The organism is Nocardiopsis sp. CNS-639 (assembly GCF_000381685.1).
In the GTDB taxonomy this organism is placed as follows: domain Bacteria; phylum Actinomycetota; class Actinomycetes; order Streptosporangiales; family Streptosporangiaceae; genus Nocardiopsis; species Nocardiopsis dassonvillei.
In genome coordinates this window covers 372,496-397,335 of the sequence record NZ_KB906855.1, presented here as the reverse complement: position 1 = coordinate 397,335, position 24,840 = coordinate 372,496, and the positions used below count along the sequence as shown (strand labels likewise).

The following is a 24,840-nucleotide window of genomic DNA, read 5'->3' as shown; positions in this document are numbered from 1 at the left end:
TCTCAGCGGGCGGTGCCTCAGCGGGCGGTGTCCTCAGGGCACGCTGGTCTCAGGGCACGCTGGTCTCAGGTCGCGGGAACGAGCAGGGTGGCGCGGCCGGGAACGACCGCCAGCGACACGGAGCGGCCGATCCGGGCGTCGGGCGGAACCCGCACGCCGAACACGTGGCCGTGCGCGTCGACCGTGAGGCGGACGGCGTCGCCGACGAACTCGGCGTGCGTGACCTGGGCGGTCACTGCGCGGGCGTCGTCGCGGTCGGTGACGGTGAGGCTGTCGTCGCGCAGGAGCAGGCGGGTGCGGCCGTGCCGGGTCGGCCCGGTCCGCAGGTCCGCCGCGGGGATCCTCCACCGGCCGCCGAGCACCGCGGCCTCGCCCTGGGAGGGTTCGGCGTCCAGCAGGACCGCGTTGGCCAGGAAGTCCGCGACGAAGGCGTCGGCGGGGTCATCCCAGAGTTCGCGGGGCGTTCCGAACTGCACCAGGGACCCCTCGCGCATCAGGGCGATCCGCGACCCCAGGGACAGGGCCTCGCGCTGGTCGTGCGTGACGATCAGTGTGGCGCACCCCGAGGAGGAGAGCATGGCGGACAGCTCCCGGCGCAGGCCGCCCCGCAGTTGCGGGTCCAAGGCGGCCAGGGGCTCGTCCAGGAGCAGGACGTCCGGTTCGACGGCCAGGGCCCGGGCCAGGGCCACGCGCTGGCGCTGGCCGCCGGAGAGCTGGTCGGGCCGCCGCTCCGCGAGTTCGGTGAGCTGGGTCAGTTCCAGCATCTCGGCGACCCGGCGGCGCCTGCGGTCGGCCGGGAGCCGCCGGGCGCGCAGGCCGTAGGCGATGTTGCCCGCCACGCTCAGGTGCGGGAACACCGCGTAGTTCTGCGGGACCAGGCCCACGCCCCGGCGGGCCGGGTCCAGGTGCGTGATGTCGCGCCCGCCCAGGCCGATGCCCCCTTCGGCGACCGGGGTGAGTCCGGCGACCGCGCGCAGGGTGCTGCTCTTGCCGCAGCCGGAGGGGCCCACGACGGCCACGGTCTCGTCGGGCAGCACCTCCATCGACACCCCCCGGACGGCCTCGGTGTCGCCGTAGCGGATGGTCAGGTCGGACACGGTGAGGCCGGACGCGCGGGCGGCGTCGTCGGGCGCGGGAGCGGCGGGGTCGGACGCGCGGGTCCCGGGTTCACGGAGATCGGTCACGGAGTGCTCCTCAGGGCGTGCCGCCGGGCCAGCACGATGGCCGTCAGCACCGGGGCGACGAAGGCGATGAAGATGATCGACTGCGCGGACGCGGGTTCGAGTCTCTGGGTGGAGTAGGAGTCGAACAGGGCGAACGGCACGGTGGGCGTGGCGGGCGGGTTGACGAAGAAGGAGATGTTGAACTCGCCGAAGGACAGGGCGAAGACCATCGTCATCGCCTGGGTGATCGCGATGAGGCAGCCGGGGACGGTGACCGTGGCCAGGGCCCTGGCGGGTCCGGCCCCCAGACTGCGGGCGACCTGCTCGTTGAGGCGCAGGTCGTCGTCGGCCAGCGCGGGCACCAGGGCGGCCAGGGTGAAGGGCAGCGTGAACACCACGTGGCCCATGACCAGCAGGATTCCGCTGGGGCGCAGCGCCGCGTAGGCGCTCACCAGGGCGACGCTCAACGCGATGCCCGGCACGGCCAGGGGCACGTTGACCAGGTATCCCGTCAGCCGGGTCAGCGGCGAGGGATGGCGGGCCACCCACCAGGCCAGCGGACCGCCCAGGGCGAGGTTGAGCACCACCACCAGCGCCGCCACGGCCAGGCTGCGGCCGATGACGGGGGCCAGCGGGGGCCAGGCGTAGGCGAACCAGTCCAGCGTGAACCCGCCGCCCCAGGGGCCCTGCGAGAAGTCGACGCTGGTGGCCACCACCAGGGTCGCCAGGATCGGGACGAGGACGAAGGCGCAGACGGCCCAGGTGACGACGCGGTTCACGAGGCCACCGCCCGTCCGACCAGGCGGCCCAGGCCGCGGCCGAGGACCAGCGCGGCGACGGCCATGGCCGCCAGCAGCACCGCCAGGGTGGAGGAGGCGGCCAGGCGGTAGCCGGTGGTCAGTTCGTTGGCGACGTTGAGCGGGAGCAGGCGGATCCCCTCCGAGAGCGTGGCGACCGTGCCGTACCCGCCCAGGGCGATCGCCGCCGCCGTGCCCCCGGTCTCGATGAGCGCGGGCAGCAGCAGGGGCAGGGTGACCGTGAACAGCACCCGCACCCTGGAGGCGCCCAGGGTGCGGGCGCTCTCGGTGAGCGAGGGCGCAAGCCCCGCCGCGGCGGCGCGCAGCGGCCCCAGGACCCGGGGCAGCGAGAAGTAGACGTAGGCCACGAGCAGGCCGGGCAGGGTGTAGGCCAGCCCCGCGAAGCCCTCCCACAGCGGTGCGAGCAGCCCGGTCCTGCCGTTGAGCACGATCGCGAAGAACCCGATGATGATGCCGGGCAGGGCGATGGGCAGGGTGAGCAGGGCGTCGGTGGCGGCCCCGCCGCCCCCGGCGCGGTCCTGCCGCGCCTGGTGCAGGACGACGGGGACGGCGATCACGAGCGTGGCCAGGACCGCCACCCCGGCGACCAGAGCCGACGCGGCCAGGGACTCGCGCACGGCCGCCGAGGCCAGGGCGTCGGCGTAGTGCTCCAGGGTGGGTCCCCCGTCGGCCGGGGACTGCCCCAGGCCCAGGGAGTTGGCCACCAGCACCACGACCGGGTAGGCGCTGAACAGGCAGACGAGGGCGAGCGCCGGGAGCGCCGCGGACCACGGGGGCGGCGCGGCGCGGCGTACGCGCGCGGTACCGGGGGACACTAGAAGCCGACCTCGCTCTGGTACAGGTCGATGAACTCCTGCTGCCGCTCGCCCTGTTCGAGGTAGTCGATGGTGATCGCGCGCTCGTAGTCGGACTCGGGCAGGACCTGGTCGGCGAGCTCCTCGGGCATCTGGCCGACCACCGGGCGCATGTACCCGTCCGCGAAGAGGCCCTGTCCCTGCTCGGAGAAGTAGAAGTCCAGAAGCTCCCTGCCGTTGTCGGCGTTGGGTGCGCCCTCGACCAGGCCGACGATGTAGGGGATCTGCAGCGAGCCCTCCTCGGGGATGACGACGCTGACGTCGGCTCCCTCGTCGCGGAGCTTGTAGCCGTTGAAGTCGGTGTCGATGAGGATGGGGATCTCGCCCTGGGCGACCTTGGCGGTGGCGGTCTGGGCGGAGGTGGAGGCGCCGTTCTCCTTCAGCTCGGCCAGGTAGTCCAGGCCCGGCTGCCAGTCGGACAGGTCGCCGCCGAGCGCGTGGTTGACCGCCGTCGCGGCGGAGTAGCCCACGGCCGCCTGGGTGGGGTCGAGGTAGCCGACCTTGCCCTCGTAGGCGGGGTCGAGGAGGTCCTCCCAGCTGCTCGGCACGGGCGCGCCGTCCAGGTGGTCCTCGTTGACGATGAAGGCGATGGTGCCGGTGTGGACGGCGGTCCAGTTCCCGTCGGGGTCGCGCAGGTCCTCGGGGACCTCCTCCGCGCCCTCGGGCACGTAGGACTGCAGGACCCCGGCCTCCACGAGCTGTCCGGCGAAGGCGATGCCGGTGTAGGCGACGTCGGCGACGGGCGCGCCCTTCTCGGCCTGGAGCGCGGCCAGGGCCTGCCCGGAGTTCTTCGGGTCGTTGGGGGCCTGGATCCCGGTCTGCTCGGTGAAGGCGGCCAGGACCTCGCCGTAGTTGCCCCACTCGGCGGGGGAGTTGTAGGTGATGACGGTGCCGCCGTCGCCGGTGGCCGCGGCCGGGGGCAGGTCGGCGTTGCCGCAGGCGGTCAGGGCGAGGACGGACGTGATCGCGGCGGCGCTCAGGACGCCGCGTCCGCGGGTGAGGGTCATGGGGACTCCGGGTTCGGGGTCAGCGGTGCCCGCCGGACACCGCTGTGCGGAAGTGTGTGATTAAACGATTAATCAGTGCGGTGACCTGTTGTTTCGCAAACGGTGACCGGAGGCCGAACACCGGTGGAACAGCGTCCCGCGCCCTCGACCCGCCGGTGCCCGCCCCGAGCGGGCGCACGGTACTTTCGAGTCCACGGTCACAGTCCCCCCGAGGAGAGCCATGCCGGAACCGACCAAGCGCGCGACCCTGCGGGACGTCGCGGCGGGGGCGGGCGTCTCGGTCGCCCAGGCCAGCTTCGCCCTCAACGGCACCGGCCGCGTGGCCGCCGCGACCGCCGAGCGGGTCCGCCGGATCGCCGCGGAACTCGACTACCAGGCCGACGGCCGGGCCCGGGCGCTGCGCACCGGTCGGCGCTCCGCCTACGGCGTGGTGATCCGCAACATGCGCAACCCCTTCTTCCTGGACGTGCTGCGCGGCATGGAGACCGTCGCGCACCGCGAGGGAGCGCTCCTGCTGATCATGAGCTCGGACTACGACCAAGAGCGGGAGAGCGCCGCGCTGCGCAGGCTCGCCGCCGAGGCGGTCGCCGGGATCGCCATTGCGCCCATCGGGCGGCGCGACCGCCTCCTGGAGTGGATGGACCGCCACTCCCACGTCCCGGTGGTGGCCTTCAACTGCACCCCCGAACCCGACAGGGAGGGCACCGCCAGCCGCCTGTCCACGGTCGGCCCCGACGACGAGGAGGCCGTCGCCCGGGCCGTTGAGCACCTGGCGCAGCGGGGCCACCGCGAGGCCACGCTGCTGATGGCCCCCGAACACCTGGCCGCCGACTGGGGGCGCGAGGAGGCCTTCCAACGCCACTGCGCCGAGCACGGGGTGGCCGGTTCGGTGGCACGCGGACCCCTGGACTACGAGGCGGTGGCCCGCAGGTCCGCGGAGATGATGGCGCGCCCCGGGCACCGCGCCCTGGTCGTCAACTCCGACCACCTGAGCGCCGCCGTCTACGACGCCGCCCGCTCCCTGGGCCTGCGCGTGGGGCGCGACGTCAGCGTGGTGGGCCACGACGACCTGCCCACCTCGGCCCTGCTGGACCCCGGCCTGACCACGATCGCCGTGGAGCGCGAGGTGCTGGGGGAGCGGATCATGAGCCTGCTCGTGGAGGGCCCCGGCACCGCCGTGCGGCTGCCCGTGCGCCTGGTGGAGCGGGGGTCGGTCGCGGTCCTGGCGTGAGACAGCCGCCGCCCCGCCGTCGCGGACCGCCGACCGCCTTCCGTCCCCCCGCCGTCCGTGCCCACCGTCGCGGACCGTCTCCGCCGACGGCTTCCCGCACCCGTCCGCGGTCCTGCGGCACAGTGGAGGAAGCGGACACCGTGAAATCCGTCGGAAAAAAGTCACCGCGGGATGTCGAGAACCCGCGCGCGGCTCCGTCCCCGGAGTGAACACGGCCCGCGACGGGCCGCACCGCACCCGGCCCGCACGGGCCACGAGAGCGACCCACGGAGGACATCATGGCCAAGTACCTGCTGCTCAAGCACTACCGAGGCGCACCGGCACCGGTCAACGACGTGCCCATGGACCAGTGGACGCCGGAGGAGGTCTCGGCCCACATGCGGTACATGCGGGACTTCGCCGACCGGCTGGAGGGCACCGGCGAGTTCGTCGACGGCCAGGCGCTCTCCCCGGAGGGCGCGTTCGTCCGCTACGACGGCGAGGGACGGCCGCCGGTCACCGACGGTCCGTTCCCCGAGACCAAGGACCTGATCGCCGGCTGGATGGTGATCGACGTCGAGACCTACGAGCGGGCGGTCGAACTGGCCGGGGAGCTGTCGGCCGCACCCGGGGCGGGCGGGAAGCCGATCCACGAGTGGCTGGAGGTGCGCCCGTTCCTGACCGCGCCCCCGACCATCACGGAGTGACACACCATGGATGAGGCCCTTCTGCGGACCCTCACCCCCGCCGTGATCGCCGTCCTCGGCCGCCGCGGAGCGGACTTCGCCGCGGCCGAGGACGCCGTGCAGGAAGCCCTGGTCGAGGCCGTGCGCGTGTGGCCGGACCACCCGCCGCACGACCCCCGGGGCTGGCTGGTCACGGTGGCCTGGCGCAAGTTCCTCGACGCCGCCCGCGCCGACACCTCCCGACGGCACCGCGAGGTGCGCGTCGAGGCCGAACCCGCGCCCGGCCCGGGCGGGGCGGTGGACGACACGCTCCGGCTGTACTTCCTGTGCGCGCACCCGTCCCTGACACCGGCCTCGGCCGTGGCGCTCACGCTGCGCGCGGTCGGCGGTCTGACCACGCGCCAGATCGCGCGGGCCTACCTCGTGCCGGAGGCGACCATGGCCCAACGCATCAGCAGGGCCAAGCGGACCGTCGCGGGTGTCCGGTTCGACCGGCCCGGCGACGTCGCCACCGTGCTGCGCGTGCTCTACCTGGTCTTCAACGAGGGCTACTCCGGAGACGTCGACCTCGCCGGTGAGGCGATCCGGCTCACCCGCCAGCTCGCGGCCGCGATCGACCACGAGGAGGTCGCGGGGCTGCTCGCGCTGATGATGCTGCACCACGCCCGGCGCCCGGCGCGGACCGGACCCGAGGGCGGACTCGTGCCCCTCGCCGAGCAGGACCGGGACCTGTGGGACACCCGCATGATCGCCGAGGGCGTCGGCGTGCTCCAGGCGGCCCTGGCCCGCGACCGCCTGGGCGAGTACCAGGCCCAGGCCGCGATCGCCGCCCTGCACGCCGACGCCCGGACGGCCGAGGAGACCGACTGGCCGCAGATCGTCGAGTGGTACGACGAACTGGTGCGCCTCACCGACAGCCCCGTGGTCCGCCTCAACAGGGCCGTCGCGGTCGGTGAGGCCGACGGCCCGCGGGCGGGTCTGGTCGCCCTGGCGGAGGTGGACCCCTCCGTGCCCCGTCACAGCGCCGCCGCCGCGTACCTGCACGAGCGCGACGGCGACCCGGCCACCGCGGCGCGGCTCTACGCCGAGGCCGCCCGGTCGGCGCCCAACCTGCCCGAACGCGACCACCTCATGCGGCAGGCCGCACGGCTCAACGCGCGGCTGCGCGGTCGAGCGTCCCCCTAGGACGGTGACCCGGCCACCGACCTGGCGGGGGGAGGTCCGCCCAGCCCGTTGTCCGGTCGGGCGGACCGTGCCGTGCGGAGGCGTGGTCAGTCCAGGAGCCGTTCCCGGAGGACGGCCAGGTCCTCCTCCGCGACCCCCGCCGCCAACAGGTAGGCGTGCGCGTCCAGCTCGCGCAGGGCGTCCAGGACGATGTCGCGCAGGGTCAGGCCGCGCTCGGACAGCACGGCCTCGATCACGGGGCCCTGGTCCGGTTGGCCCATCGCGGCGAAGAGCGGGACGAGCTCGGTCGTGGACAGCTCGTAATCGTCGGCGATCGCCTCGGCTCCGACGTCGGCCAGGGCGAGCAGCAGCAGGGCGACCAGTCCGGTGCGGTCGCGTCCGGCCCCGCAGTGGAACAGGACGCCGCCCGGCCCGGCCTGGGCCAGGGCGGTGACCACCGCGGCGCAGCGTTCGGCCTTGCGGTCGAGGAAGGGGCGGTAGTAGAGCGGGCTCCCGTTCAACCGTCGGCGGTTGACCTCCTGCCAGAACCCGACGTCCTCGACATGGTCCAGGGCCACCTCCAGACGCGTCATCCCCGCCGGGAGGGGAGTCGGGGCCGCCTCCGCGGGGAAGGCGGCGGACCCGCCCCGGCTCGTGGGGCCCTCACCCGGAGCCGGACGGATCTCGTCGGGGTTGCGCAGGTCCACGACGGTGCGCACACCCGCCTCGTAGGCGGCCCGCCAGCCCCTGTCGGTGACGAAGCGCGGGTCGGCGGAGCGGATGAAGGCGCCCCGGCGGACACTGCGTCCGTCCCGGCTCGGCAGGCCGCCGAGGTCGCGGGTGTTGAAGAAGCCCTCCCAGGTGATCCTTCTGTCGCTCATGGACGAAGGGGTACTTCACCTGACGGAGGAAGAAAAGTTCCTTGGTCCCTTGCCTGGCGGCGGTCAGGCGGTCGGTGAGGAGGCCCCCGAGGCCGCGATGTGGTCCGCCAGCTGTTCGGCGGCGCTGCGGGGCTCGCGGCCGAGCAGCTCGGTCAGCAGCGGGTGGTGTCCCGCGAAGTACCCGTCGCGGGCGGCCCGCGACATCATGAGCGTCAGCCCGACCACGTGTTCCGGCACGCCGCTCGCGACCTGCTCGGCGCTCCAGCGCTCGTCGTCCACGACGACGCGTTCGATGTCGCGGCCGGTGAGTTCGGAGGCGATCCGGGCGAAGTCGTCGAAGGTGACGGGCTCGGGCGGTGTGAGGGTGACGGGTCCGTCGAAGGAGCGCTCACCGGTGAGGATGACCGCCGCGGCCTCGGCCAGGTCGGCGCGGTCGGCCCAGGGGAGGGGGCCGTCCGCCGGTTGGGCGATAACCCCGGTCCGCTGCCACGGGCCGAGCAGGAGGTCCAGGCTGCCGAAGAACCCGTAGCGCAGCGCGGTCCAGGCGGTTCCCGACCCGGCGAGGATCGCCTCGGTGGCGGCGTGCAGGCGCGCCGGGAGGTAGGGGCTGTCGGCGGCGGCGCCGTGCTGGCTGGTGTAGAGGATCCGCCGGGCGCCGACCGCGACGGCCGCCTCGATCGCGACGCGGTGCTGGCCGACCACGTCGGCCTCCGCGTCGCTGGAGGAGACCAGGAGCACCTGGTCGGCGCCCTCGAAGGAGTCGCGCAGCGCGACCGGATCGTCGTAGGAGCCCTGTCGCACACGCACCCCGCGGTCGGCGAGGTGCCGCGCCCTGGCGACGTCGCGCGCGCTGACGCCGATCCGGTCGGCCGGGACGCGCCTGAGGAGGTGCTCGACGGTGGCTCCGTTGAGGGCGCCGGTGGCGCCGGTGACGACGATCATGCTCGTGGTCCTTTCCACGTGTGTCCGTGCCCGGCCAGGTGGGCGGGTCGCGGCGGTGACGGGGCCCCGAGGCCCCGGTGGGACGCGCGTACGGCGGTCCCGGGCCCGGGCGGAAGCGGCACGGGCCCGGTGGTCGGCCGCCCGAGCTTAAGTTGACCAGGTCGGTCAACTTGGCTCGCGCCGACGACACTAGGTAAACTGACCATATGAGTCAAGTTGTTGTGTCGGCGGTGGGGGACGGTGGGCGGCCATGACCGGTGCGGCGTCTTCGGGGCCCCGCCTGCGGGCCGACGCCAAGCGCAACGCCGAGCAGATCCGCCGGGCCGCGATCGACGCCTTCCGGGGGCGGGGCCTGACCGTGCCGCTGGAGGAGGTCGCCCGGGCGGCCGGGGTGAGCAAGGCCACGATCTTCAACCGGTTCGGCGGCAGGGTCGGCCTCATCGAGGCCGTCGTCGAGGAGGTGGTCGCGGCCGAGCTGTACGCCGCCATCGACCGCACCCGGGCCCTGGACGACGCCGGGGAGCGGATCGCCCACTACGTCACCGCGATGCGCGACCTCCTGTACCGCCAGCCCGCCGCGGTCGACCTCCTGTTGCAGGCGTATCCGCACTCGCGGCGGCTCCTGGAGATCTGCCGGGCCGCGGGGGAGATCAACGGCGAGCTCGTCGCCGCGGGCCGGGCCTGCGGCGCGCTGCGCCCCGAGTTCGAGGCGGACGACCTCCACGCGATCGTCGTCGACACCGCGCTCGTCCTCAAGCACGGGACCCGCCCGCCGCGGGAGGACTACGACCGCCGCACCGCCTTCCTCCTCGACGGGATACGCGGGCGCCGGGAGTCCGCCTGACTCCCGGGGACGCACGCCCCGGGGGTCGGGGGAGCGAAACACCCGAGCGCGGGGTGCGACGCGCCCGGGCGATCCTATGAATCTACGTCGTAAAGGCCACGGTTCCCGACACCCGACTCCATCCGAACTCCCCGTCCCTCACCCCAGAACACCGAAGGCCTGCCCGTCCTCGGGCAGTACCTGGCCCCCGTCGACCACGATGCTCTGCCCGGTGATGAAGGAGGCGCCGGGACCGGCCAGGAACAGGCAGGCCGCGGCGATGTCCTCGACCTCGCCGACGCGTCCCAGCGGGATCGCCGCGCGCATGCGCTCCAGGTAGTCCGGACCCAACTCCTCCAGGCCCTCGGTGCGCACGTTGCCGGGCAGCACCGCGTTGACGGTGATGCCCCGGGGCGCGAGCTCCAGGGCGGCGCTGCGCATGAACCCCAGCTGGGCGGCCTTGGTGGCGCCGTAGTGGGACCAGCCCGCGTATCCGGTCAGCGGTCCGGTGATGGAGGAGGTGATCACCACCCGCCCCCTTCCGGAGGCGGTCAGGGCCTCCACCGCGGCGCGCACCGTCAGCACGGTGCCCTTGAGGTTGGTGTCCACGACCCGGTCGAGTTCGCCGGGGTCCATCGACACCAGCGGGGACGAGGGGAAGATCCCGGCGTTGGCGCAGACCACGTCCAGGCCGCCGGTGCGCCGCACGGCCTGCTCCACGACGCGTTCGCAGTCGTCGTCCCTGGCCACGTCGCCGACCACCCACTCCGCCCCCGGGACGCTCCGGGCGGCCTCGCGCGTCCGGGCCTCGTCGCGGCCGACGATCACCACCCGGTCCCCGGCCTCGGCGAACCCCTTGGCGATACCGAGCCCGATGCCCCGGGTCCCGCCGGTCACCAGAACTGATCTGTCCACGGTCGTCTCCTGCGCTCAGGCCGATCACTGCTCCGTCCCGCCCAGGATTCCGTACGGGGGCGCGCTCTCACCCGGCTTTCCCGGTGAACGGGCGGGGGCCGCGCGGCTACCGACGCCGACCCCCGGCCCCGACCGGCCGCGGTCCGCCGAGGGACGCCTGCGCCACCGACGCCCGGCTTCCGGCACACGGACTCCCGCCACCCCGGCCCACGGCGGGGCGGCCGGTGAACGCCGGGCAGCCGGCCCCCGCGTCAGCCGCGTGCCGCGCGCGGCGGCGCGAGGGAGTCGGTGATGCGCACCTCGGTGGGCAGCCTGCGCCCCCGGGGGCGGGTCCCCGCGGGCCCGTCGACCAGCTCGATCAGCGCCGACACCGCCGCGCGGCCCAGCTCGTCCGCCGGGGCCAGTACCGCCGAGATCGGCGGTCCCGGCAGGTCGGCCAGGGCGATGTCGTCGGCAGCGGCCACGCTGATGTCCTCGGGCACCCGCACCCCCATGCGGCCGAACTCGAACATGGCTCCCAGCAGCAACAGGCTGTTGTAGACCAGCATCGCCGTGCAGCCCGAGTCCACGATCTCCCGCGCCGCCGCGGCCCCCTCGGCGAAGGCCGGTCGCACGGGCCCGAAGACCCGCACCCGCAGCCGGGACCGGGCGGCGTGCTCCACCAGCTCCTCGCGCCTGCGCCGGTCCATCCACGAACTGGGCGGCCCCGCCAGGTAGGCGACGTCGCGGTGACCCAGCTCCACCAGGCGGTCGTAGACGGTGCCCAGGCCGCCGGGGGTGTCCACCGTGAACGAGGTCAGTCCGGGCACGCGGCGGTTGATCACCACCAGCGGCTTGCGCCGGTGCGCCTCCTTCAGGTCGGCGGCCGAGCCCACCGGTGACTGGAGCGCGAAACCGTCCACCTGGCTCTCCAGCTCGCCGAGCACCTCGGCCTCGCGGGCCGCGTCGCCCCCGGTGACGGCGATGATCACCCGGCGCCCGCTCCTGCCCGCCAGCTCCTGCGCGGCGGTGGCGGTGGTGGAGTAGAAGGGGTTGTCCAGGTCGGGGACGAGCAGGGCGAAGAAACCGCTGCGGCCCGTGGTCAGCGCCCGCGCGGCGGGGTTGGCCCGAAAGCCCAGTCTCTCCGCGGCGGCGCGGACCCTGAGCAGGGTGGGCTCGGAGACCATGGACGGCCGCGACAGGGCCCGCGAAACGGTGGACGCCGACACACCGGCCTCCCTGGCCACGTCGTCCAGACTCGCCATTGCAGCTCCTCACGCCCGGTGGTGCCCCCTGTCACACTCGCGACCCGGGGGTTGGCTCATGTCCCCGACACAGGCTACGGTGTGCAAGCGCTTGTGCAAGCGCTTGCAGGTGTTTTTGCAGATGAACCGCTGTTCGGATCAGGCATCGTGCAGGCGAATCCTCGCGTAGACACGGCACCGCGCAGCTCAGGCGCCATGCCGAACCCAGACCGTCCCCTCGACAGCGACCGGGAGTGGAATTGCCCCGCCCGTCACCCACCGTCGGCGCCGACGCGGCCGCTCCGCGCCGCGGCCGCCTCCCACGACCACCCGTCACGGTCCTGCTGGTCCCGGGGCTGGCCGTGGTCCTGTTCGCCTTCTGCTACCCGGTCGTGGCCACCCTGGCCTGGCCGCCCGACGGCGACCCCGCCACGGTCGCGCGCGAGACGGGCGGCCTGCTCACCGACCCCTACCTGCTCCCCGTGGTCGCGCGCACCGTCCGCGTCGCCGTGGTGACCACCGCGCTGTGCCTGCTCATGGGCTTCCCGGTGGCCTACCTCATCTCCCGGGCCCCCGGCCGCTGGCCCGGCCGCCTCCTGGCCCTGGCGATCTTCCCGCTGCTGCTCAACACCGTCGTGCGCACCTACGGCTGGATCATGGTCCTGGGCGGCAACGGCCTCATCAGCGGCATCAGCGAGGCCCTGGGCATGGGCCGGGTCCAGCTGCTCTACACCGAGACCGCCATCGTGCTCGGCCTGGTCCAGCTCTTCCTGCCGCTGATGATCCTGTCCTCCTACTCCAGCCTCGCCCAGCAGGACCACCGCCTGGAGGACGCCGCCCGCGGGCTGGGCGCCTCGCCCGGCCGGGCCTTCCGCACCGTGGTCTTCCCGCTCGCCCTGCCCGGGGTGCTGGTGGGCTGCACGCTCGTCTTCGCGGGCGCGGTCACCGCCTTCACCACGCCCCAGCTGCTCGGCGGGCCGCGCGAACGCCTTCTGTCCACCCTGCTCTACAGCCGGGTCAACGTCAGCCTCGACTGGCCCTCCGCCAGCGCCGTCGCCCTGGTGATGACGGTGCTGGTGCTGGCGGTCAGCGCGCTGTCCGGCCGGCTCGGCAAGATCGGGAGCACCACGTCATGATCCTGAGACGCCCCTTCCTGTCGCTGCTCGCGGCGGCCGCCTTCGTCCTCATGCTCGGCCCCGTGGTGATCCTGGTCGGGGTCGCCTTCACCGCCGGGAGCACCCTGGCCTTCCCGCCCGAGGGCCTGTCCCTGCGCTGGTTCGCCGCCGCCCTGGACTACGGGCCCTTCGTCGACTCCTTCGGCACCAGCGTCGCCGTGGCGCTGGCCTCCACCGCGATCGCCCTGCTCCTGGGCGTTCCGGCGACCCTGGCCCTGCACCGGGGCAACCCGCGCGGGCGCAGGGTGATGGAGAACCTCTTCTTCGCCCCGATCGTGGTCCCCGAACTCGTCCTGAGCCTGGCCCTGTTCCAGCAGCTCATGGTGGGCATGCGCGTCACCGCGCTGGGCGCGCTGATCGTCGGCCACACCGTCCTGCTGCTGCCCTACACCGTCCGCGTCGTGGGCGCCTCGCTGTCGCTGGCCGACGCGCGCCTGGAGGAGGCCGCACGGGGGCTGGGGGCCGGGCCGGTGCGGGCCTTCTTCACCGTGACCCTGCCGGTCATGGCGCCGGGCATCCTGTCCGCCACCATCCTGGCCTTCATCACCTCCCTGAACAACGTTCCCCTGTCCCTGCTGCTCACCGGCCCGGGCGTGGCGACGCTGCCGGTGGAGATGCTCAACTACGTCCAGTCCTCGTTCGACCCGGTGGTCGCGGCGGTCAGCGTGCTGCTCCTGGTGCTCAGCGTCGCGGTCGCCTTCGCCACCGAACGCATGGTCGGTTTCACGAAGGTCTTCGGCCGCTAACCGGGAAGAGAAGGACACACACCACATGACACCCGTCGTCGAACTCGACCGCGTCACCCACCGCTTCGGCGGACGCAAGGGCAAGGACGGCCCCGCCGCCGTCGCCGACCTGGATCTGGCCGTGCAGCGCGGCAGGTTCACCACCCTGCTGGGCCCCAGCGGCTGCGGCAAGACCACCACCCTGCGCATGATCGCCGGGTTCCTCCAGCCCACCTCCGGCAGGATCCTGCTGGAGGGGGAGGACGCCACCCGCACCCCGCCGGAGAAGCGCAACATCGGCATGGTCTTCCAGTCCTACGCGCTCTTCCCGCACATGACCCTGCGCGACAACGTCGGCTACGGGCTGCGCACCCGCAGGATCGCCGCCCAGGAGGTGGCCAGGCGCGCGGGCGAGGCGCTGGACCTGGTGGGCCTGGCCCACCTGGCCGACCGCAAGCCCGCCGAGCTGTCCGGCGGCCAGCAGCAGCGCGTGGCCCTGGCCCGCGCCGTGGCCATCCGACCCTCGGTGCTGCTGCTGGACGAGCCGCTGTCCAACCTCGACGCCCAGCTGCGCGTGCAGATGCGCCGCGAACTGCTGCGGGTCCAGCGCGAGACCGGGCTGACCGCCGTCCTGGTCACCCACGACCAGGACGAGGCGCTGGAGCTGTCCGACACCATGGTCATCCTCAACGAGGGGCGCCTGGAGCAGCAGGGCGCGCCCCGGGAGGTCTTCCCCGCGCCCGCCAACCGCTTCGTCGCCGAGTTCCTGGGCTACGACAACTTCCCGCGGGTGCCCGGGCACGGAGCCGTCACCATCCGGCCCGAACACGTGCGCCTGCTGCCCGCCGGAACCCGCGAGGGCGAGGGCGAGACCGGCCTGGACGGCACCGTCGGCGAGGTCACCTTCCAGGGCAGCAACTGCCTGGTCGAGGCCCGCATCGACGGCGTGGAGGGGCCCGGGGCGGTCCTGCGCTCCCTGCACCCGGCCGACGACCTGCGTCCCGGCGACCCCGTGCGTATCGCCCTGCCCCACCGCCACCTGGTGGAACTCGCCGAGGAGACCGGATGAGCCGCACCGCACGCCCGCGCCGCATGCTCGCCGCGCTCGCCGGGACGGCGGCGCTGGCCCTGGTGAGCGCCTCGTGCGCACCGGTGCGCGAGGACGACCCCGACACGCTGGTGGTGAGCACCTTCGCCTTCGCCACCGAGGAGTTCACCGAGGTGGTGGCCGACCCCTTCGAGGCCGAGACCGGGATCCGGGTGGTCCTGGACACCGGCAACAACGCCGGGCGGCTCACCAAGCTCAGGATCAACGCCGAGACGCCCGACACCGACGTCGTGCTCATCTCCGACTACTACGCCCAGATCGGCAAGGACATGGGGCTGTTCGCCCCCGTCGACCCCGCCGACGTGCCGGGCCTCGACGCCATCCAGCCCTGGGCGGTGGACCCGGACGGGTACGGCCCCGCCTACACCTTCCAGCTCCTGGGCCTGCTCTACCGCACCGACCTCGTCGAGGAGGCCCCCGACTCCTGGGACGACCTGTGGGCCAAGCCCGAGGGAGGGTACGTGCTGCCCGACATCTCGGTCTCGGCCGGTCCGATGTTCGTCCTGGCCGCGGGCGAGCACTTCGGCTCGGGCCCCTCCGACCCCGACGCCGGCTTCGAGGCGATGGGCCGGATCGGCTCGGACGCGCTCCAGTTCTACACCGGCTCCACCGAGCTCACCAGCCTGCTCGAACGCGGTGAGATCGCCATGGCGCCCGGACTGGACAACTTCGCCATGGGCTCGGTGGAGGCCGGGCAGCCGATCGGCTTCGCCGCGCCCGAACAGGGCCGGGTGATGACCGCCAACACCGTCCAGGTGGTCGAGGGGGCGCCCAACGAGGCCGGTGCCCTGGCCTTCGTCGACTTCCTGCTGCGCCCCGAGATCCAGGAGGGGATGGCCGAGGCCCTCTACGACAAGCCCGTGGCGCTGGAGGCCGACCCCACCCCGCTCATGGAGCGGGTGTCGGGGCAGGCCGCCTCCTCCCCGTCCGACAGCGGCTACCACCAGGGCGACCTGGCCCTCATCGCGCAGGAGCGCTCCACCTGGCTGGACCGCTTCACCGAGGAGGTGGCGCGGTGAGCGTGCCCATCGTGATCGACTGCGACCCCGGCGTCGACGACGCCCTGGCCCTGCTGCTCGCGCTGGCCTCCCCGGAGCTGGAGGTGCGGGGGGTGACCACGGTGGCCGGGAACGCCTCCCTCGCCGACGTGGACCGCAACGCCGCGCACGTGCTGGACCTGGCCGGCGCCCCGGCCGACCTGCCGCTGGTGTCGGGGCTGGCCGGGCCGATCTCGCGGACCGCGCGCCTGCGCGACGAGCCCATGCACGGGGTCGGCGGCCTGGGCGGGCTGGTCCCCGCCTCGCCGCCCCGGGCGTTCGGTCCCGGCCACGCGGTCGACTGGCTGGCGGAGCAGGCCCTGCGCTCGCCGGGGGAGCTGACCCTGGTGGCGATCGGCCCGCTGTCCAACGTGGCCGCCCTGCTCGCTCGCCACCCGCAGGCCGGACCGGCGCTGCGCGAGATCGTCGTCATGGGCGGCGCCGCCTTCGCCCAGGGCAACATCACCCCGGCCGCGGAGTTCAACTTCCACGCCGACCCCGAAGCCGCCCGCTACGTCCTGGAATCGGGCCTGCCGGTGCGGATCGTGGGCCTGGACGTCACCCGCGCCGCCCTGTACCCGCTGCGCGAGGCCGAGGAGCTGGCGGCGCTGCCCGGCACCGCCGGGATCGCCGGAGCACTGCTGCGCGACTACGCCCTGCGCTACCTGGACCGCTTCGGCGTCGCCGCCGTGCCGGTGCACGACGCGCTGGCGGTGGCCGCCGTCGCCCGTCCCGGACTGCTGGGCTGGGAGGAGGGCACCGCCTCGGTGGAGTGCGCCGGAGAACTCACCCGCGGCGCCCTCGTGGCCGACCTGCGCACCCCCGGCCGCGCACGGCACGTGCGCGTGGCCCGCACCGTGGACGCCGACGGGTTCGCCGCACGCCTCACCGAGGGCATCGCCGGCTACGCCGCAGAACCGAACGACAGCGCGAGGACGCCGTGAACCGCGACCGCGCACCGGAAGGGGAACCGACTCCGATGCTCACCGCAGACCTGCTCATCCGCGGCGGAGACGTCGTCTCCGTCCACACCGGCCAGGTGTGGCGGGCCGACGTCGCCGTGGTCGGCGACGCGATCCGCGCGGTGCTGCCGCCGGGAACCCCGGTCGAGGCCCGCGAGACCGTCGACGCCGACGGGCTCGTGGTCGCGCCCGGGTACGTGGACGCGCACATGCACATCGAGAGCTCCCTGCTGGCCCCGGCCGAGTTCGCCCGGGTCACGCTCGCGCGCGGCACCACGACCGTGCTCGCCGACGCCCACGAGATCGTCAACGTCGCCGGGCGCGAGGGACAGGCGTGGATGATCGGGCAGGGCGAGGCCACCGGGCAGACCATGCGCTGGGCGGTCCCCTCGTGCGTGCCCGCGCTCGACGGGTTCGAGACGGCCGGCGCCCGCCTGGACGCCGACGACGTCGCCGAGATGCTGGACTGGGAGGGGGTCACCACCCTCGGCGAGGTGATGGACTACCGCGCGGTGGTCTCCGGCGACCCCAGGATGGGCGCCATCATCGCCGCGGCCCGCAGCCGGGGCGTGCGCCTGGACGGGCACTGCCCCAACCTGTCCGGCGCCGAGCTGGGCGAGTACCTGTGGGCCGGTATCGACTCCGACCACTGCAAGAACACCGCCGAGGTGGCGGTGGAGAAGGCCCGCCTGGGCATGCTGCTGATGCTCCAGGAGAAGTGCCTGACCCCCGAGGTCGTGCGGGCCCTGCTGGACCTGCCGCACCTGCCCGACTTCTGCCTGGTCACCGACGACATCGTCGTGGACGCCATCGTGAGCACCGGCCACCTGGACCGGGTGGGGGCGGTGGCCCTCGAACGCGGACTGCCCCCGCTGGCGGTGCTGCGGGCGCTCACGCTCCAGCCCGCGCGCAGGCTCGGCCTCGACGACCGGGGGACCGTCACCCCGGGCAAGCGCGCCGACCTGGTCCTGCTGCGCTCGCTCACCGAGCTGACCCCCGTGGTCGCGATCGCCGGCGGCACGGTCGTGGGCCGCGACGGCGCCCCGCTCACCGGGCCCGGGCCCGCGCCGGAACACCCGTTCGGCGGCACGGTGCGCATCGGCGCGCCCGACGCGCAGGCGGCCCGCTGGCGGGTGGACCTGCCCGACGGCGACCACGCCTTCCGGGCGCTGCGGGTGAACCCGGTGGACACCTACACCGAGCCGGACGAGGTCGTGCTGCCCGTGCGCGGGGGAGTGGTGCACTGGCAGGGCAGGACCGCGGTGGTGGCGGTCTTCGAGCGCCACACCGGGGCGGGCGGGGTGGCGTTCGCGCCGGTCACCGGGCAGGAACTGGGCGCGGGGGCCTTCGCCACCACCTACGCCCACGACAGCCACAACCTCACGGTCGTGGCCACGAGCGAGGACGCGCTGCGCGAGGCCGCCGCGCGGGTGGTGTCCTGGGGCGGGGGCATGCGCCTGGTCCGCGAGGGCGGCGCGGGCGCCGGGATCGCCCTGCCCATCGGAGGGGTCATGTCGGAGAGGCCCGCCGACGAGGTCGCCCGGGCCACCCGGGAGCTGCGCGCGGAGCTGGCGGCGTGGGGCTGGGACAACCGCAACGCCTTCATGAGCCTGTCCACGCTGACCCTGGCGGTGTCCCCGAGCGTGAAGATCACCGACCGGGGCCTGGTGCGCGTGGTCGAGCGCGCCTGGGAACCGGCGACGGTGGGCTGACCCGTTGCGCAGGGCGGAGCCGCGTACCTTCCCCGGGTGCGCGGCTCCTCGTGCGAGCGCGGGTCCGCCACCGCGGCGGGAGCCGAACCGGTCCGGCGGGCCCGTCCGCCGAGGCTGTACCCGAGCGGACGGAACATAAATCTACGCCGTATAGGTGGGCTCTTTGATGGCAACGAATCCTGGACAGACCAGACACTGACAGGCCACCGGTCGCAATCAGCTCCGCCCGGAGAAACCCGCGCCGGGCCGCTGTCCTCGTTCGGGGTGCGATGGAGCCCGGGGTCATGGCGGGAGCCCAACGTCCCCCTGGGCGGGCCGCCCCGCCCTCAGTCGGTGCGGGTGTCCAGGGCCTCCCGGGGGAAGGCCGGAGGGCCCGGAGCCCCCCGCCTCCCGGTGGCCCAGGGCGCGCAGCAGGTAGGGCAGGAGCCGGTCGGCGATGTCGTGGCCGGGGGAGGCGCCGGGCGCGGGCGGCACCAGGAACGTGTGGCTGACCATCGGGCCGATCACCATCTCCGCCACCACCAGGGGGTCCTCCACCGGCGGGATCTCCCCGCGCGCGACGGCGCGTTCCACCACCGCCAGCACCCGTTCCTGGAGCGGCACCACGAAGTCGCCGAAGAGCGCGTCGGCGAGCGCCTGGTTGTGCGCGGCCTCGCCCAGCACCGCGCGCAGCAGCCTCCCGGAGGACCCCTCCAGGGCCGCGGCCTTGTCGTGCAGGAGCCGGGACAGGTCCGAGCGCAGCGCGCCGGTGTCGAGGTCGGGCCCCAGGTTCTCCGCCCAGTCCCGGGCGGCTCCCAGCACCAGGTCCTCCTTGGAGCGCCAGCGCCGGTAGAGGGTGGCGGTGGAGACGCCGGCCCGCCGGGCGACGGCGGCCGTGGTCAGGCCGCCGTACCCGTGCAGTTCGAGCTCGGCGAGGGTGGCGTCCATCAGCGCGCGGTCCCGGGAAGCGTCGCGCGGTCGGCCCCGGTGGGGGGCGCGCGAGGCGTCGGGCAGATGGTCGGTGGTCATGCCCGAATCCTATGTGAGCGAGGCCTAGGGAAACGAAAGCGTTTCGTTTAGTATCGCTCCATGACCGACACCCAAGGCGCCCCCGCCGCCGAGGCCGCCCCCCGGCCCCCCGCCGAGCCGCTCACCCTGACCACCGAGATCCCACCGGTGGTCGCCCGCCTGCGCGCCGCCTTCGCCTCCGGCCGCACCAAGCCCGTCGCCTGGCGCCGCGCCCAGCTGCGCGCGCTGCGCCGCATGCTCACCGAGGAGCGCACCGCGTTCGAACGCGCGCTCGGGGCCGACCTCGGCAAGAGCCCCATCGAGGCCCACACCACCGAGATCGGCTTCGTGGTCAACGAGATCGACCACACCCTCAGGCACCTGGCCTCCTGGCTGCGCCCGCAGCGGGTGCCCGTGCCCGTCGCCCTGGCCCCGGCCAGGGCCCGCCGCGTGCGCGAGCCGCTGGGCACCGTGCTGATCATCGCCCCGTGGAACTACCCGGTGAACCTGTCCCTGGCGCCCCTGGTCGGCGCCCTCGCCGCGGGCAACGCCGCCCTGGTCAAGCCCAGCGAACTGGCCCCGGCCACCTCCGCCGCCCTGGCCGAGCTGCTGCCCCGCTACCTGGACACCGAGGCGGTCGCGGTCGTGGAGGGCGGCATCCCCGAGAGCACCGCCCTGCTCGATGAGCGCTTCGACCACATCTTCTACACCGGCAACGGCGCCGTGGCCCGCATCGTCATGGCCGCCGCCGCCAAGCACCTGACCCCCGTCACCCTGGAGCTGGGCGGCAAGAGCCCGGCCATCGTCGAACCCGGGGTGGACCTGGCCACCACCGCCCGCCGCCTGGCCTGGGGCAAGTTCACCAACACCGGTCAGACCTGCGTGGCCCCCGACTACGTGCTCGCCGTCGGCGACACCGCCGAACCGCTCCAGCGCGAGCTGGCCGCCGCCATCACCGAGATGTTCGGCGAGGACCCCTCACGCAGCGCCGACTACGGGCGCATCGTCAACGAGCGCCACTTCGCCCGGATCACCGCCCTGCTGGACAGCGGCACCGTGGTCACCGGCGGACAGCACGACATCGACCGCCTCTACGTCGCTCCCACCGTCCTTGCCGACGTGGACCCCGACTCCCCGGTGATGTCGGAGGAGATCTTCGGCCCCGTCCTGCCGGTCCTGCGGGTCCCCGACCTGGACGCGGCCATCGCCTTCGTCAACGCACGTGACAAGCCGCTGGCGCTGTACGGCTTCACCGACTCCGAGGAGACCAAGCGCCGCCTGACCACCGAGACCTCCTCGGGCGGCCTGGCCTTCGGTCTGCCGATCGCCCACCTGGCCGTTCCCGACCTGCCCTTCGGCGGTGTGGGGGACAGCGGCATGGGCGCCTACCACTCCGCGGCCTCCCTGGACACCTTCTCGCACACCAAGTCGGTGCTGGACAAGTCGCTGTTCATGGACACCATGCGCATCGCCTACGCGCCCGTCACCGACCTCAAGCAGAAGCTGCTGCGTCGGCTCCTGTGAGTGGGGGAGCGGGGGCGGGCGGCCGTGCCCGCCCCCGCCCGCGCGGGTCAGCTCCTCGGGGCGCTCCCCTCGCGCCCGGCCTCGTCCAGGGCGCGCGCCGCCACATGCGGGTGGTTCAGGTCGAACGCGGGACGCTCGGAGCGGATCCGCGGCAGCGACGTGAAGTTGTGCCGCGGCGGCGGGCAGGACGTGGCCCACTCCAGCGAGCAGCCGTAGCCCCACGGGTCGTCCATCCCCACCTGGGGGGCGTTGCGCGCGGTCACGAAGACGTTCCAGAAGAAGATCAGCGTCGAGGCCGCCAGCACGAACGAGGAGACCGAGGAGATCTGGTTGAGCTCGGTGAAGCCGTCACTGGGCAGGTAGTCGGCGTAGCGGCGCGGGAAGCCGGCGGCGCCCAGCCAGTGCTGCACCAGGAACGTGCCGTGGAAGCCCAGGAAGAGCAGCCAGAAGTGGAACTTGCCCAGCTTCTCGTTGAGCATCTTGCCGGTGAACTTGGGCCACCAGAAGTAGAAGCCCGCGAACATTGCGAACACCACCGTGCCGAACACCACGTAGTGGAAGTGGGCCACCACGAAGTAGGAGTCGGTGACGTGGAAGTCGATCGGCGGGGAGGCCAGCAGCACACCGGTCAGACCGCCGAACAGGAAGGTCACCAGGAAGCCGATGACGAACAGCATCGGCGTCTCGAAGGTGATCTGGCCCCGCCACATCGTGCCGATCCAGTTGAAGAACTTCACGCCGGTCGGGACCGCGATGAGGAAGCTCATGAACGAGAAGAACGGCAGCAGGACCGCGCCGGTCGGGAACATGTGGTGGGCCCACACGGTGACCGACAGGCCGGTGATGGCGATGGTCGCCGCGACCAGGCTCTTGTAGCCGAAGATCGGCTTGCGGCTGAACACCGGGATGATCTCGGTCACGATGCCGAAGAACGGCAGCGCGATGATGTACACCTCGGGGTGGCCGAAGAACCAGAACAGGTGCTGCCACAGGATGGCGCCGCCGTGCTCGGCGTTGAACACCTGCGTGCCGACGATGCGGTCCGCGCCCAGCGCGATCAGGGCCGCCGTCAGCACGGGGAACGCGATGAGCACCAGCACGCTGGTCAGGATGATGTTCCAGGTGAAGATCGGCATGCGGAACATCGTCATGCCCGGCGCGCGCATGCACAGGGCGGTCGTGATGAAGTTGACCGCGCCCAGGATCGTGCCCAGACCCGACACCACCAGCCCCATGATCCACAGGTTGCCCCCCACCCCCGGTGAGTGGACCTCGTTCGACAGGGGCGTGTAGGCGAACCAGCCGAAGCTGGCCGCGCCGCCCGGGGTCAGGAACCCGGCCGAGACGATCAGCCCGCCGAACAGGAACAGGTAGTAGCCGAACAGGTTCATCCTCGGGAACGCCACGTCGGGCGCGCCGATCTGCAACGGCATGATCACGTTGCCGAACCCGACGAACAGCGGGGTCGCGAAGAGCAGCAGCATGATCGTGCCGTGCATGGTGAACAGCTGGTTGTACTCCTCGTTGGACATGATCTGCATGCCCGGGAAGAACAGTTCGGCGCGGATGAGCACCGCCAGGATTCCGCCGAAGACGAAGAAGGCGAAAGCGGTGATGATGTACATGTACCCGATGACCTTGTGGTCGGTCGAGGTCAGCCAGCTCACGATGATCGACCCCTTGGGGGCCTTCACGGAGGAGGACTCCTCTGCCTCGGTTTTCGCTGGTGCCACTGCTCGTGCCTCCGTGCGGAAGATGGGTGCGGGCGAATGGGAAAAACGAGGCTTTTCCTTTTGGGGGTGATTCGGGAAGGGAATGTCCCGGGCCTCGGAAACGCAACCTAGCCCATCGGGTCCGCCGGAGCCGGTAATCGCCACCAGCGTTTTCTTCGCCGGGCGGAGAATGTCCTCTTTGTTTGCGAAAAGGCGGCTGGGTCGAGCCCGCGCCCTTCCGGCCGGCCCCCGGCTGGCTTCTTCCGGGCACGGCCCCTCGGCGCCGCGGACGCTCGTGCGGGGCCCGCGGGCGCACCGTCCCCGCCGCCTTCCGGCCCCCGGCCCGGCCCTCCTCCCGGCCGGGGCCCGGCCGCCGCGCGGGCGTGGGGCCTACGAGAGCCGCGCGTCGGTGTACACGTCGCCCGACTCCATGCCCTGGTAACCGAAGATGTCGGTGACCGTCACGAAGTGGTAGCCCTGCCGGTGCAGCCCCGCCAGCACGTCCGGGATCGCCTTCACGGAGGTCTCGTGGATGTCGTGGAAGAGCACCACGCTCCCCGGCACGGTGTTGTCCAGCGCCGCCTCACTGACGTCCTCGGTGTCGCGGCTCCTCCAGTCCAGCGTGTCCACGTCCCACAGGACCAGGGGTTGTTCCACCGTCTTGCGCACCGTCCCGTTCAGCGACCCGTAGGGCGGCCGGATGGTCGGCGGTTCCACCCCGGTCACCTCGCGCACGGCCGCGTTGGTGCGTTCGATGTCCTTGCGGATCTCGTCGGCCGACATCTTCGCCAGGTCGTCGTGCTTCCAGGTGTGGTTGCCCAGCTCGTGGCCCTCCTCGGCCATGCGCTCCACCGGTGCGGGGAAGTCGTCCACGAGCGAACCCAGCACGTAGAACGTGGCGTGGGCGTCGTACTCGGCCAGGCTGTCCAGCAACCGGTCGGTGTGCTCGCCCGGCCCGTCGTCGAAGGTCAGCGCCACGCACTTGAGGCGCTGGCAGTCCAGGGTGTGCCCCTGGGCGCTCAGGCCGCCCTCGTCCTGCGAGAGGTCGTCGCCCAGACCGTCCCCGTTCAGGGCCGCCTCCCGGGCCCGGTAGCCCAGCTCGGACAGCAGCCCCTCGACGTCGGCGGCCTCCACCGGGACCAGCACCTCGCCGACCCGGCCCGCGCCGGGCACCGCGTCGGGGTCCATGCGCACGGCCAGGCCGCCCGCGGTGCTGAAGGCCAGGTCGCCCAGCGGCGAGCCCGCCCAGCGCTCGGCGGCCTTGCGGGCCTGGCCGGGCTCGGACAGGTCGAGCGGCTCGGAACCCCCGTCCGCCCCACCGTCGGCCGTCCCGTCCCGGCCGTCGGCGGACGCGCCGCCCTCCGGCGCGGTCCGCTCGCCCGAGGCGACCTCGCCGACCAGCCCGGGCAGCTGGTGCTCGGACAGGTCGTACCCCTCCTCCAGGACGTCGGCCAGGACCAGGTGGGCCTGCTCGATCGCCTCCTCGTCCCGGAACAGCGAGGTCCAGGGCAGCACCTCCTCGCTGCCCGCGTCGTACCACAGGGTGTCGGCCTCGAAGGTCTCGTCCCCGCCCGCGGAGGCGGTCGCGGTCAGCCGCGCGCCCACCACCTCCGGGGAGGCGGCGAGGATGACCGTGTCCTGGTGCAGCTCGGGGGATCCCCCCTCCGGCAGGTCCTCCAGGAAGGCGGTCTGGCGCGCGGCCATGGCGGTGCGCGCCTCCACCGTCAGCGGGTGGTTGTCGCCCAACCGCGGGTAGCGGTAGCTCACCACGCTGTCGTCGGTGGTCACCGACACGGTGCTCGCCTCCATCCCCGCCAGGTCGTCGGGCGAGGAGCGGACCGGTTCGGCGTAGGGAAGCTCCTGTTCCACGGCACGGCAGCCGGGGACCAGGAGCAGACCCACGGCGGCGCTGACGGAGAGTTTGCGTCGTAGTGAGGTGACAGCCACGAGGGGGACCATATCCGAGCCGCTCACCTCAGCGTGAATCGCCTCGCAGGCGTCCGCGTACTCAGCGTGTCCGGTGCACGGTCACGCTCCGTTCACCCGACCCGCCTCCGGTGGCCCCCTTGGTGTCTCAGGGAGGGCCCGGGAGGGGGATCGCGCGACCAGGTCCCCGGTGGGCCGGTGGCTCGGCTCCGGGCCCGTTTCCGGGGGTTTGCGGACCCGTGCCGACGCCGTCCGAAACCCGGTGCGGACACGGGGGCGCCGGTCC

Annotated in this window: 22 protein-coding genes; 11 read left to right on the top strand and 11 right to left on the bottom strand. The window is 73.3% G+C overall.

Features of this window, described 5'->3' with window-relative positions; all coding sequences use genetic code 11:
* Positions 1 to 65 precede the first annotated feature (65 nt).
* Genes G011_RS0104420 through G011_RS0104405 form a run of 4 tightly spaced genes read right to left on the bottom strand, consistent with a single transcriptional unit; the run spans position 66 to position 3,842 of the window.
* Positions 66 to 1,184: an ABC transporter ATP-binding protein gene (locus G011_RS0104420; protein ID WP_019607422.1), complete on the bottom strand. Its 1,119-nt coding sequence runs from the start codon at positions 1,182 to 1,184 to the stop codon at positions 66 to 68.
* Entirely contained in the window at positions 1,181 to 1,942 is a 762-nt protein-coding gene (locus tag G011_RS0104415; protein WP_019607421.1) for an ABC transporter permease, read from the bottom strand. The genes G011_RS0104420 and G011_RS0104415 overlap by 4 nt, the downstream gene beginning before the upstream one ends.
* Positions 1,939 to 2,796 (bottom strand): ABC transporter permease subunit, encoded by an 858-nt coding sequence (locus G011_RS0104410; RefSeq protein WP_019607420.1) that lies wholly within the window; start codon positions 2,794 to 2,796, stop codon positions 1,939 to 1,941. Before G011_RS0104410 ends, G011_RS0104415 begins: the two co-directional genes overlap by 4 nt.
* Positions 2,796 to 3,842, bottom strand: a complete 1,047-nt coding sequence (locus tag G011_RS0104405; protein WP_019607419.1) for an ABC transporter substrate-binding protein — start codon at positions 3,840 to 3,842, stop codon at positions 2,796 to 2,798. Before G011_RS0104405 ends, G011_RS0104410 begins: the two co-directional genes overlap by 1 nt.
* Positions 3,843 to 4,062: 220 nt before the next feature.
* Here G011_RS0104405 and G011_RS0104400 point away from each other — a divergent pair, with 220 nt between their 5' ends.
* From G011_RS0104400 to G011_RS0104390, 3 genes are all read left to right on the top strand, one after another.
* Positions 4,063 to 5,073 carry a LacI family DNA-binding transcriptional regulator gene (locus G011_RS0104400; protein WP_019607418.1) on the top strand — a complete coding sequence of 337 codons (1,011 nt, stop codon included), beginning with the start codon at positions 4,063 to 4,065 and terminating at the stop codon, positions 5,071 to 5,073.
* A 278-nt stretch (positions 5,074 to 5,351) separates the two neighbouring features.
* Complete coding sequence (locus G011_RS0104395; RefSeq protein ID WP_013152949.1) at positions 5,352 to 5,759, top strand: YciI family protein; 408 nt, start codon at positions 5,352 to 5,354, stop codon at positions 5,757 to 5,759.
* Between the two features lie 6 nt (positions 5,760 to 5,765).
* On the top strand, positions 5,766 to 6,923 hold the full coding sequence (locus G011_RS0104390) for an RNA polymerase sigma factor (RefSeq protein WP_019607417.1): 1,158 nt from the start codon (positions 5,766 to 5,768) through the stop codon (positions 6,921 to 6,923).
* Positions 6,924 to 7,009: 86 nt separating this feature from the next.
* Here G011_RS0104390 and G011_RS0104385 read toward each other — a convergent pair whose 3' ends face one another.
* Together G011_RS0104385 and G011_RS0104380 are read right to left on the bottom strand one after the other, a co-directional pair.
* Positions 7,010 to 7,783, bottom strand: a complete 774-nt coding sequence (locus G011_RS0104385; RefSeq protein WP_019607416.1) for a tyrosine-protein phosphatase — start codon at positions 7,781 to 7,783, stop codon at positions 7,010 to 7,012.
* A 63-nt stretch (positions 7,784 to 7,846) separates the two neighbouring features.
* Entirely contained in the window at positions 7,847 to 8,725 is an 879-nt protein-coding gene (locus G011_RS0104380; RefSeq protein ID WP_019607415.1) for an NAD(P)H-binding protein, read from the bottom strand.
* 250 nt (positions 8,726 to 8,975) lie between these two features.
* On the opposite strand from G011_RS0104380, the gene G011_RS0104375 reads away from it, so the two are divergent.
* On the top strand, positions 8,976 to 9,569 hold the full coding sequence (locus G011_RS0104375) for a TetR/AcrR family transcriptional regulator (RefSeq protein ID WP_019607414.1): 594 nt from the start codon (positions 8,976 to 8,978) through the stop codon (positions 9,567 to 9,569).
* 138 nt (positions 9,570 to 9,707) lie between these two features.
* On the opposite strand, the gene fabG is transcribed toward G011_RS0104375, so the two are convergent.
* Both fabG and G011_RS0104365 read right to left on the bottom strand, forming a co-directional pair.
* Positions 9,708 to 10,463, bottom strand: a complete 756-nt coding sequence (gene fabG / locus G011_RS0104370) for a 3-oxoacyl-ACP reductase FabG (protein WP_036552194.1) — start codon at positions 10,461 to 10,463, stop codon at positions 9,708 to 9,710.
* A gap of 251 nt (positions 10,464 to 10,714) precedes the next feature.
* Positions 10,715 to 11,707 (bottom strand): LacI family DNA-binding transcriptional regulator, encoded by a 993-nt coding sequence (locus G011_RS0104365; RefSeq protein WP_019607412.1) that lies wholly within the window; start codon positions 11,705 to 11,707, stop codon positions 10,715 to 10,717.
* Positions 11,708 to 11,946: 239 nt separating this feature from the next.
* Between G011_RS0104365 and G011_RS0104360 the strand changes: the two genes are divergently transcribed.
* The 6 genes from G011_RS0104360 to G011_RS0104335 are packed head-to-tail and all read left to right on the top strand — an operon-like array spanning position 11,947 to position 18,405.
* Positions 11,947 to 12,822 (top strand): ABC transporter permease, encoded by an 876-nt coding sequence (locus tag G011_RS0104360; RefSeq protein ID WP_013152956.1) that lies wholly within the window; start codon positions 11,947 to 11,949, stop codon positions 12,820 to 12,822.
* Positions 12,819 to 13,607 (top strand): ABC transporter permease, encoded by a 789-nt coding sequence (locus G011_RS0104355; protein ID WP_013152957.1) that lies wholly within the window; start codon positions 12,819 to 12,821, stop codon positions 13,605 to 13,607. The genes G011_RS0104360 and G011_RS0104355 overlap by 4 nt, the downstream gene beginning before the upstream one ends.
* Before the next feature lie 25 nt (positions 13,608 to 13,632).
* On the top strand, positions 13,633 to 14,655 hold the full coding sequence (locus tag G011_RS0104350; RefSeq protein ID WP_019607411.1) for an ABC transporter ATP-binding protein: 1,023 nt from the start codon (positions 13,633 to 13,635) through the stop codon (positions 14,653 to 14,655).
* Positions 14,652 to 15,713, top strand: coding sequence for an ABC transporter substrate-binding protein (locus G011_RS0104345; protein WP_019607410.1), 1,062 nt, complete (start codon positions 14,652 to 14,654; stop codon positions 15,711 to 15,713). The genes G011_RS0104350 and G011_RS0104345 overlap by 4 nt, the downstream gene beginning before the upstream one ends.
* Complete coding sequence (locus G011_RS0104340) at positions 15,710 to 16,675, top strand: nucleoside hydrolase (protein ID WP_019607409.1); 966 nt, start codon at positions 15,710 to 15,712, stop codon at positions 16,673 to 16,675. The genes G011_RS0104345 and G011_RS0104340 overlap by 4 nt, the downstream gene beginning before the upstream one ends.
* Before the next feature lie 35 nt (positions 16,676 to 16,710).
* On the top strand, positions 16,711 to 18,405 hold the full coding sequence (locus G011_RS0104335) for an adenine deaminase C-terminal domain-containing protein (protein ID WP_019607408.1): 1,695 nt from the start codon (positions 16,711 to 16,713) through the stop codon (positions 18,403 to 18,405).
* 282 nt (positions 18,406 to 18,687) lie between these two features.
* Here G011_RS0104335 and G011_RS0104330 read toward each other — a convergent pair whose 3' ends face one another.
* Positions 18,688 to 19,413 (bottom strand): TetR/AcrR family transcriptional regulator, encoded by a 726-nt coding sequence (locus G011_RS0104330; RefSeq protein WP_019607407.1) that lies wholly within the window; start codon positions 19,411 to 19,413, stop codon positions 18,688 to 18,690.
* Between the two features lie 60 nt (positions 19,414 to 19,473).
* On the opposite strand from G011_RS0104330, the gene G011_RS0104325 reads away from it, so the two are divergent.
* A complete protein-coding gene (locus G011_RS0104325; RefSeq protein WP_019607406.1) occupies positions 19,474 to 20,916 on the top strand; it encodes an aldehyde dehydrogenase family protein in 1,443 nt (480 codons plus the stop codon).
* Between the two features lie 47 nt (positions 20,917 to 20,963).
* Here G011_RS0104325 and ctaD read toward each other — a convergent pair whose 3' ends face one another.
* Together ctaD and G011_RS0104315 are read right to left on the bottom strand one after the other, a co-directional pair.
* Entirely contained in the window at positions 20,964 to 22,610 is a 1,647-nt protein-coding gene (gene ctaD, locus G011_RS0104320; protein ID WP_019607405.1) for a cytochrome c oxidase subunit I, read from the bottom strand.
* Positions 22,611 to 23,018: 408 nt separating this feature from the next.
* Complete coding sequence (locus G011_RS0104315; RefSeq protein WP_019607404.1) at positions 23,019 to 24,587, bottom strand: polysaccharide deacetylase family protein; 1,569 nt, start codon at positions 24,585 to 24,587, stop codon at positions 23,019 to 23,021.
* Positions 24,588 to 24,840: the final 253 nt, after the last annotated feature.

Excerpts from the sequence above, each read along its gene's own strand:
- G011_RS0104405 (WP_019607419.1), bottom strand. The coding sequence starts at position 3,842 with ATGACCCTCACCCGCGGACGCGGCGTCCTGAGCGCCGCCGCGATCACG.
- G011_RS0104400 (WP_019607418.1), top strand. The coding sequence starts at position 4,063 with ATGCCGGAACCGACCAAGCGCGCGACCCTGCGGGACGTCGCGGCGGGG.
- G011_RS0104395 (WP_013152949.1), top strand. The coding sequence starts at position 5,352 with ATGGCCAAGTACCTGCTGCTCAAGCACTACCGAGGCGCACCGGCACCG.
- G011_RS0104390 (WP_019607417.1), top strand. The coding sequence starts at position 5,766 with ATGGATGAGGCCCTTCTGCGGACCCTCACCCCCGCCGTGATCGCCGTC.
- G011_RS0104385 (WP_019607416.1), bottom strand. The coding sequence starts at position 7,783 with ATGAGCGACAGAAGGATCACCTGGGAGGGCTTCTTCAACACCCGCGAC.
- G011_RS0104380 (WP_019607415.1), bottom strand. The coding sequence starts at position 8,725 with ATGATCGTCGTCACCGGCGCCACCGGCGCCCTCAACGGAGCCACCGTC.
- G011_RS0104375 (WP_019607414.1), top strand. The coding sequence starts at position 8,976 with ATGACCGGTGCGGCGTCTTCGGGGCCCCGCCTGCGGGCCGACGCCAAG.
- G011_RS0104365 (WP_019607412.1), bottom strand. The coding sequence starts at position 11,707 with ATGGCGAGTCTGGACGACGTGGCCAGGGAGGCCGGTGTGTCGGCGTCC.
- G011_RS0104355 (WP_013152957.1), top strand. The coding sequence starts at position 12,819 with ATGATCCTGAGACGCCCCTTCCTGTCGCTGCTCGCGGCGGCCGCCTTC.
- G011_RS0104350 (WP_019607411.1), top strand. The coding sequence starts at position 13,633 with ATGACACCCGTCGTCGAACTCGACCGCGTCACCCACCGCTTCGGCGGA.
- G011_RS0104345 (WP_019607410.1), top strand. The coding sequence starts at position 14,652 with ATGAGCCGCACCGCACGCCCGCGCCGCATGCTCGCCGCGCTCGCCGGG.
- G011_RS0104335 (WP_019607408.1), top strand. The coding sequence starts at position 16,711 with ATGCTCACCGCAGACCTGCTCATCCGCGGCGGAGACGTCGTCTCCGTC.
- G011_RS0104330 (WP_019607407.1), bottom strand. The coding sequence starts at position 19,413 with ATGACCACCGACCATCTGCCCGACGCCTCGCGCGCCCCCCACCGGGGC.
- G011_RS0104325 (WP_019607406.1), top strand. The coding sequence starts at position 19,474 with ATGACCGACACCCAAGGCGCCCCCGCCGCCGAGGCCGCCCCCCGGCCC.
- G011_RS0104315 (WP_019607404.1), bottom strand. The coding sequence starts at position 24,587 with ATGGTCCCCCTCGTGGCTGTCACCTCACTACGACGCAAACTCTCCGTC.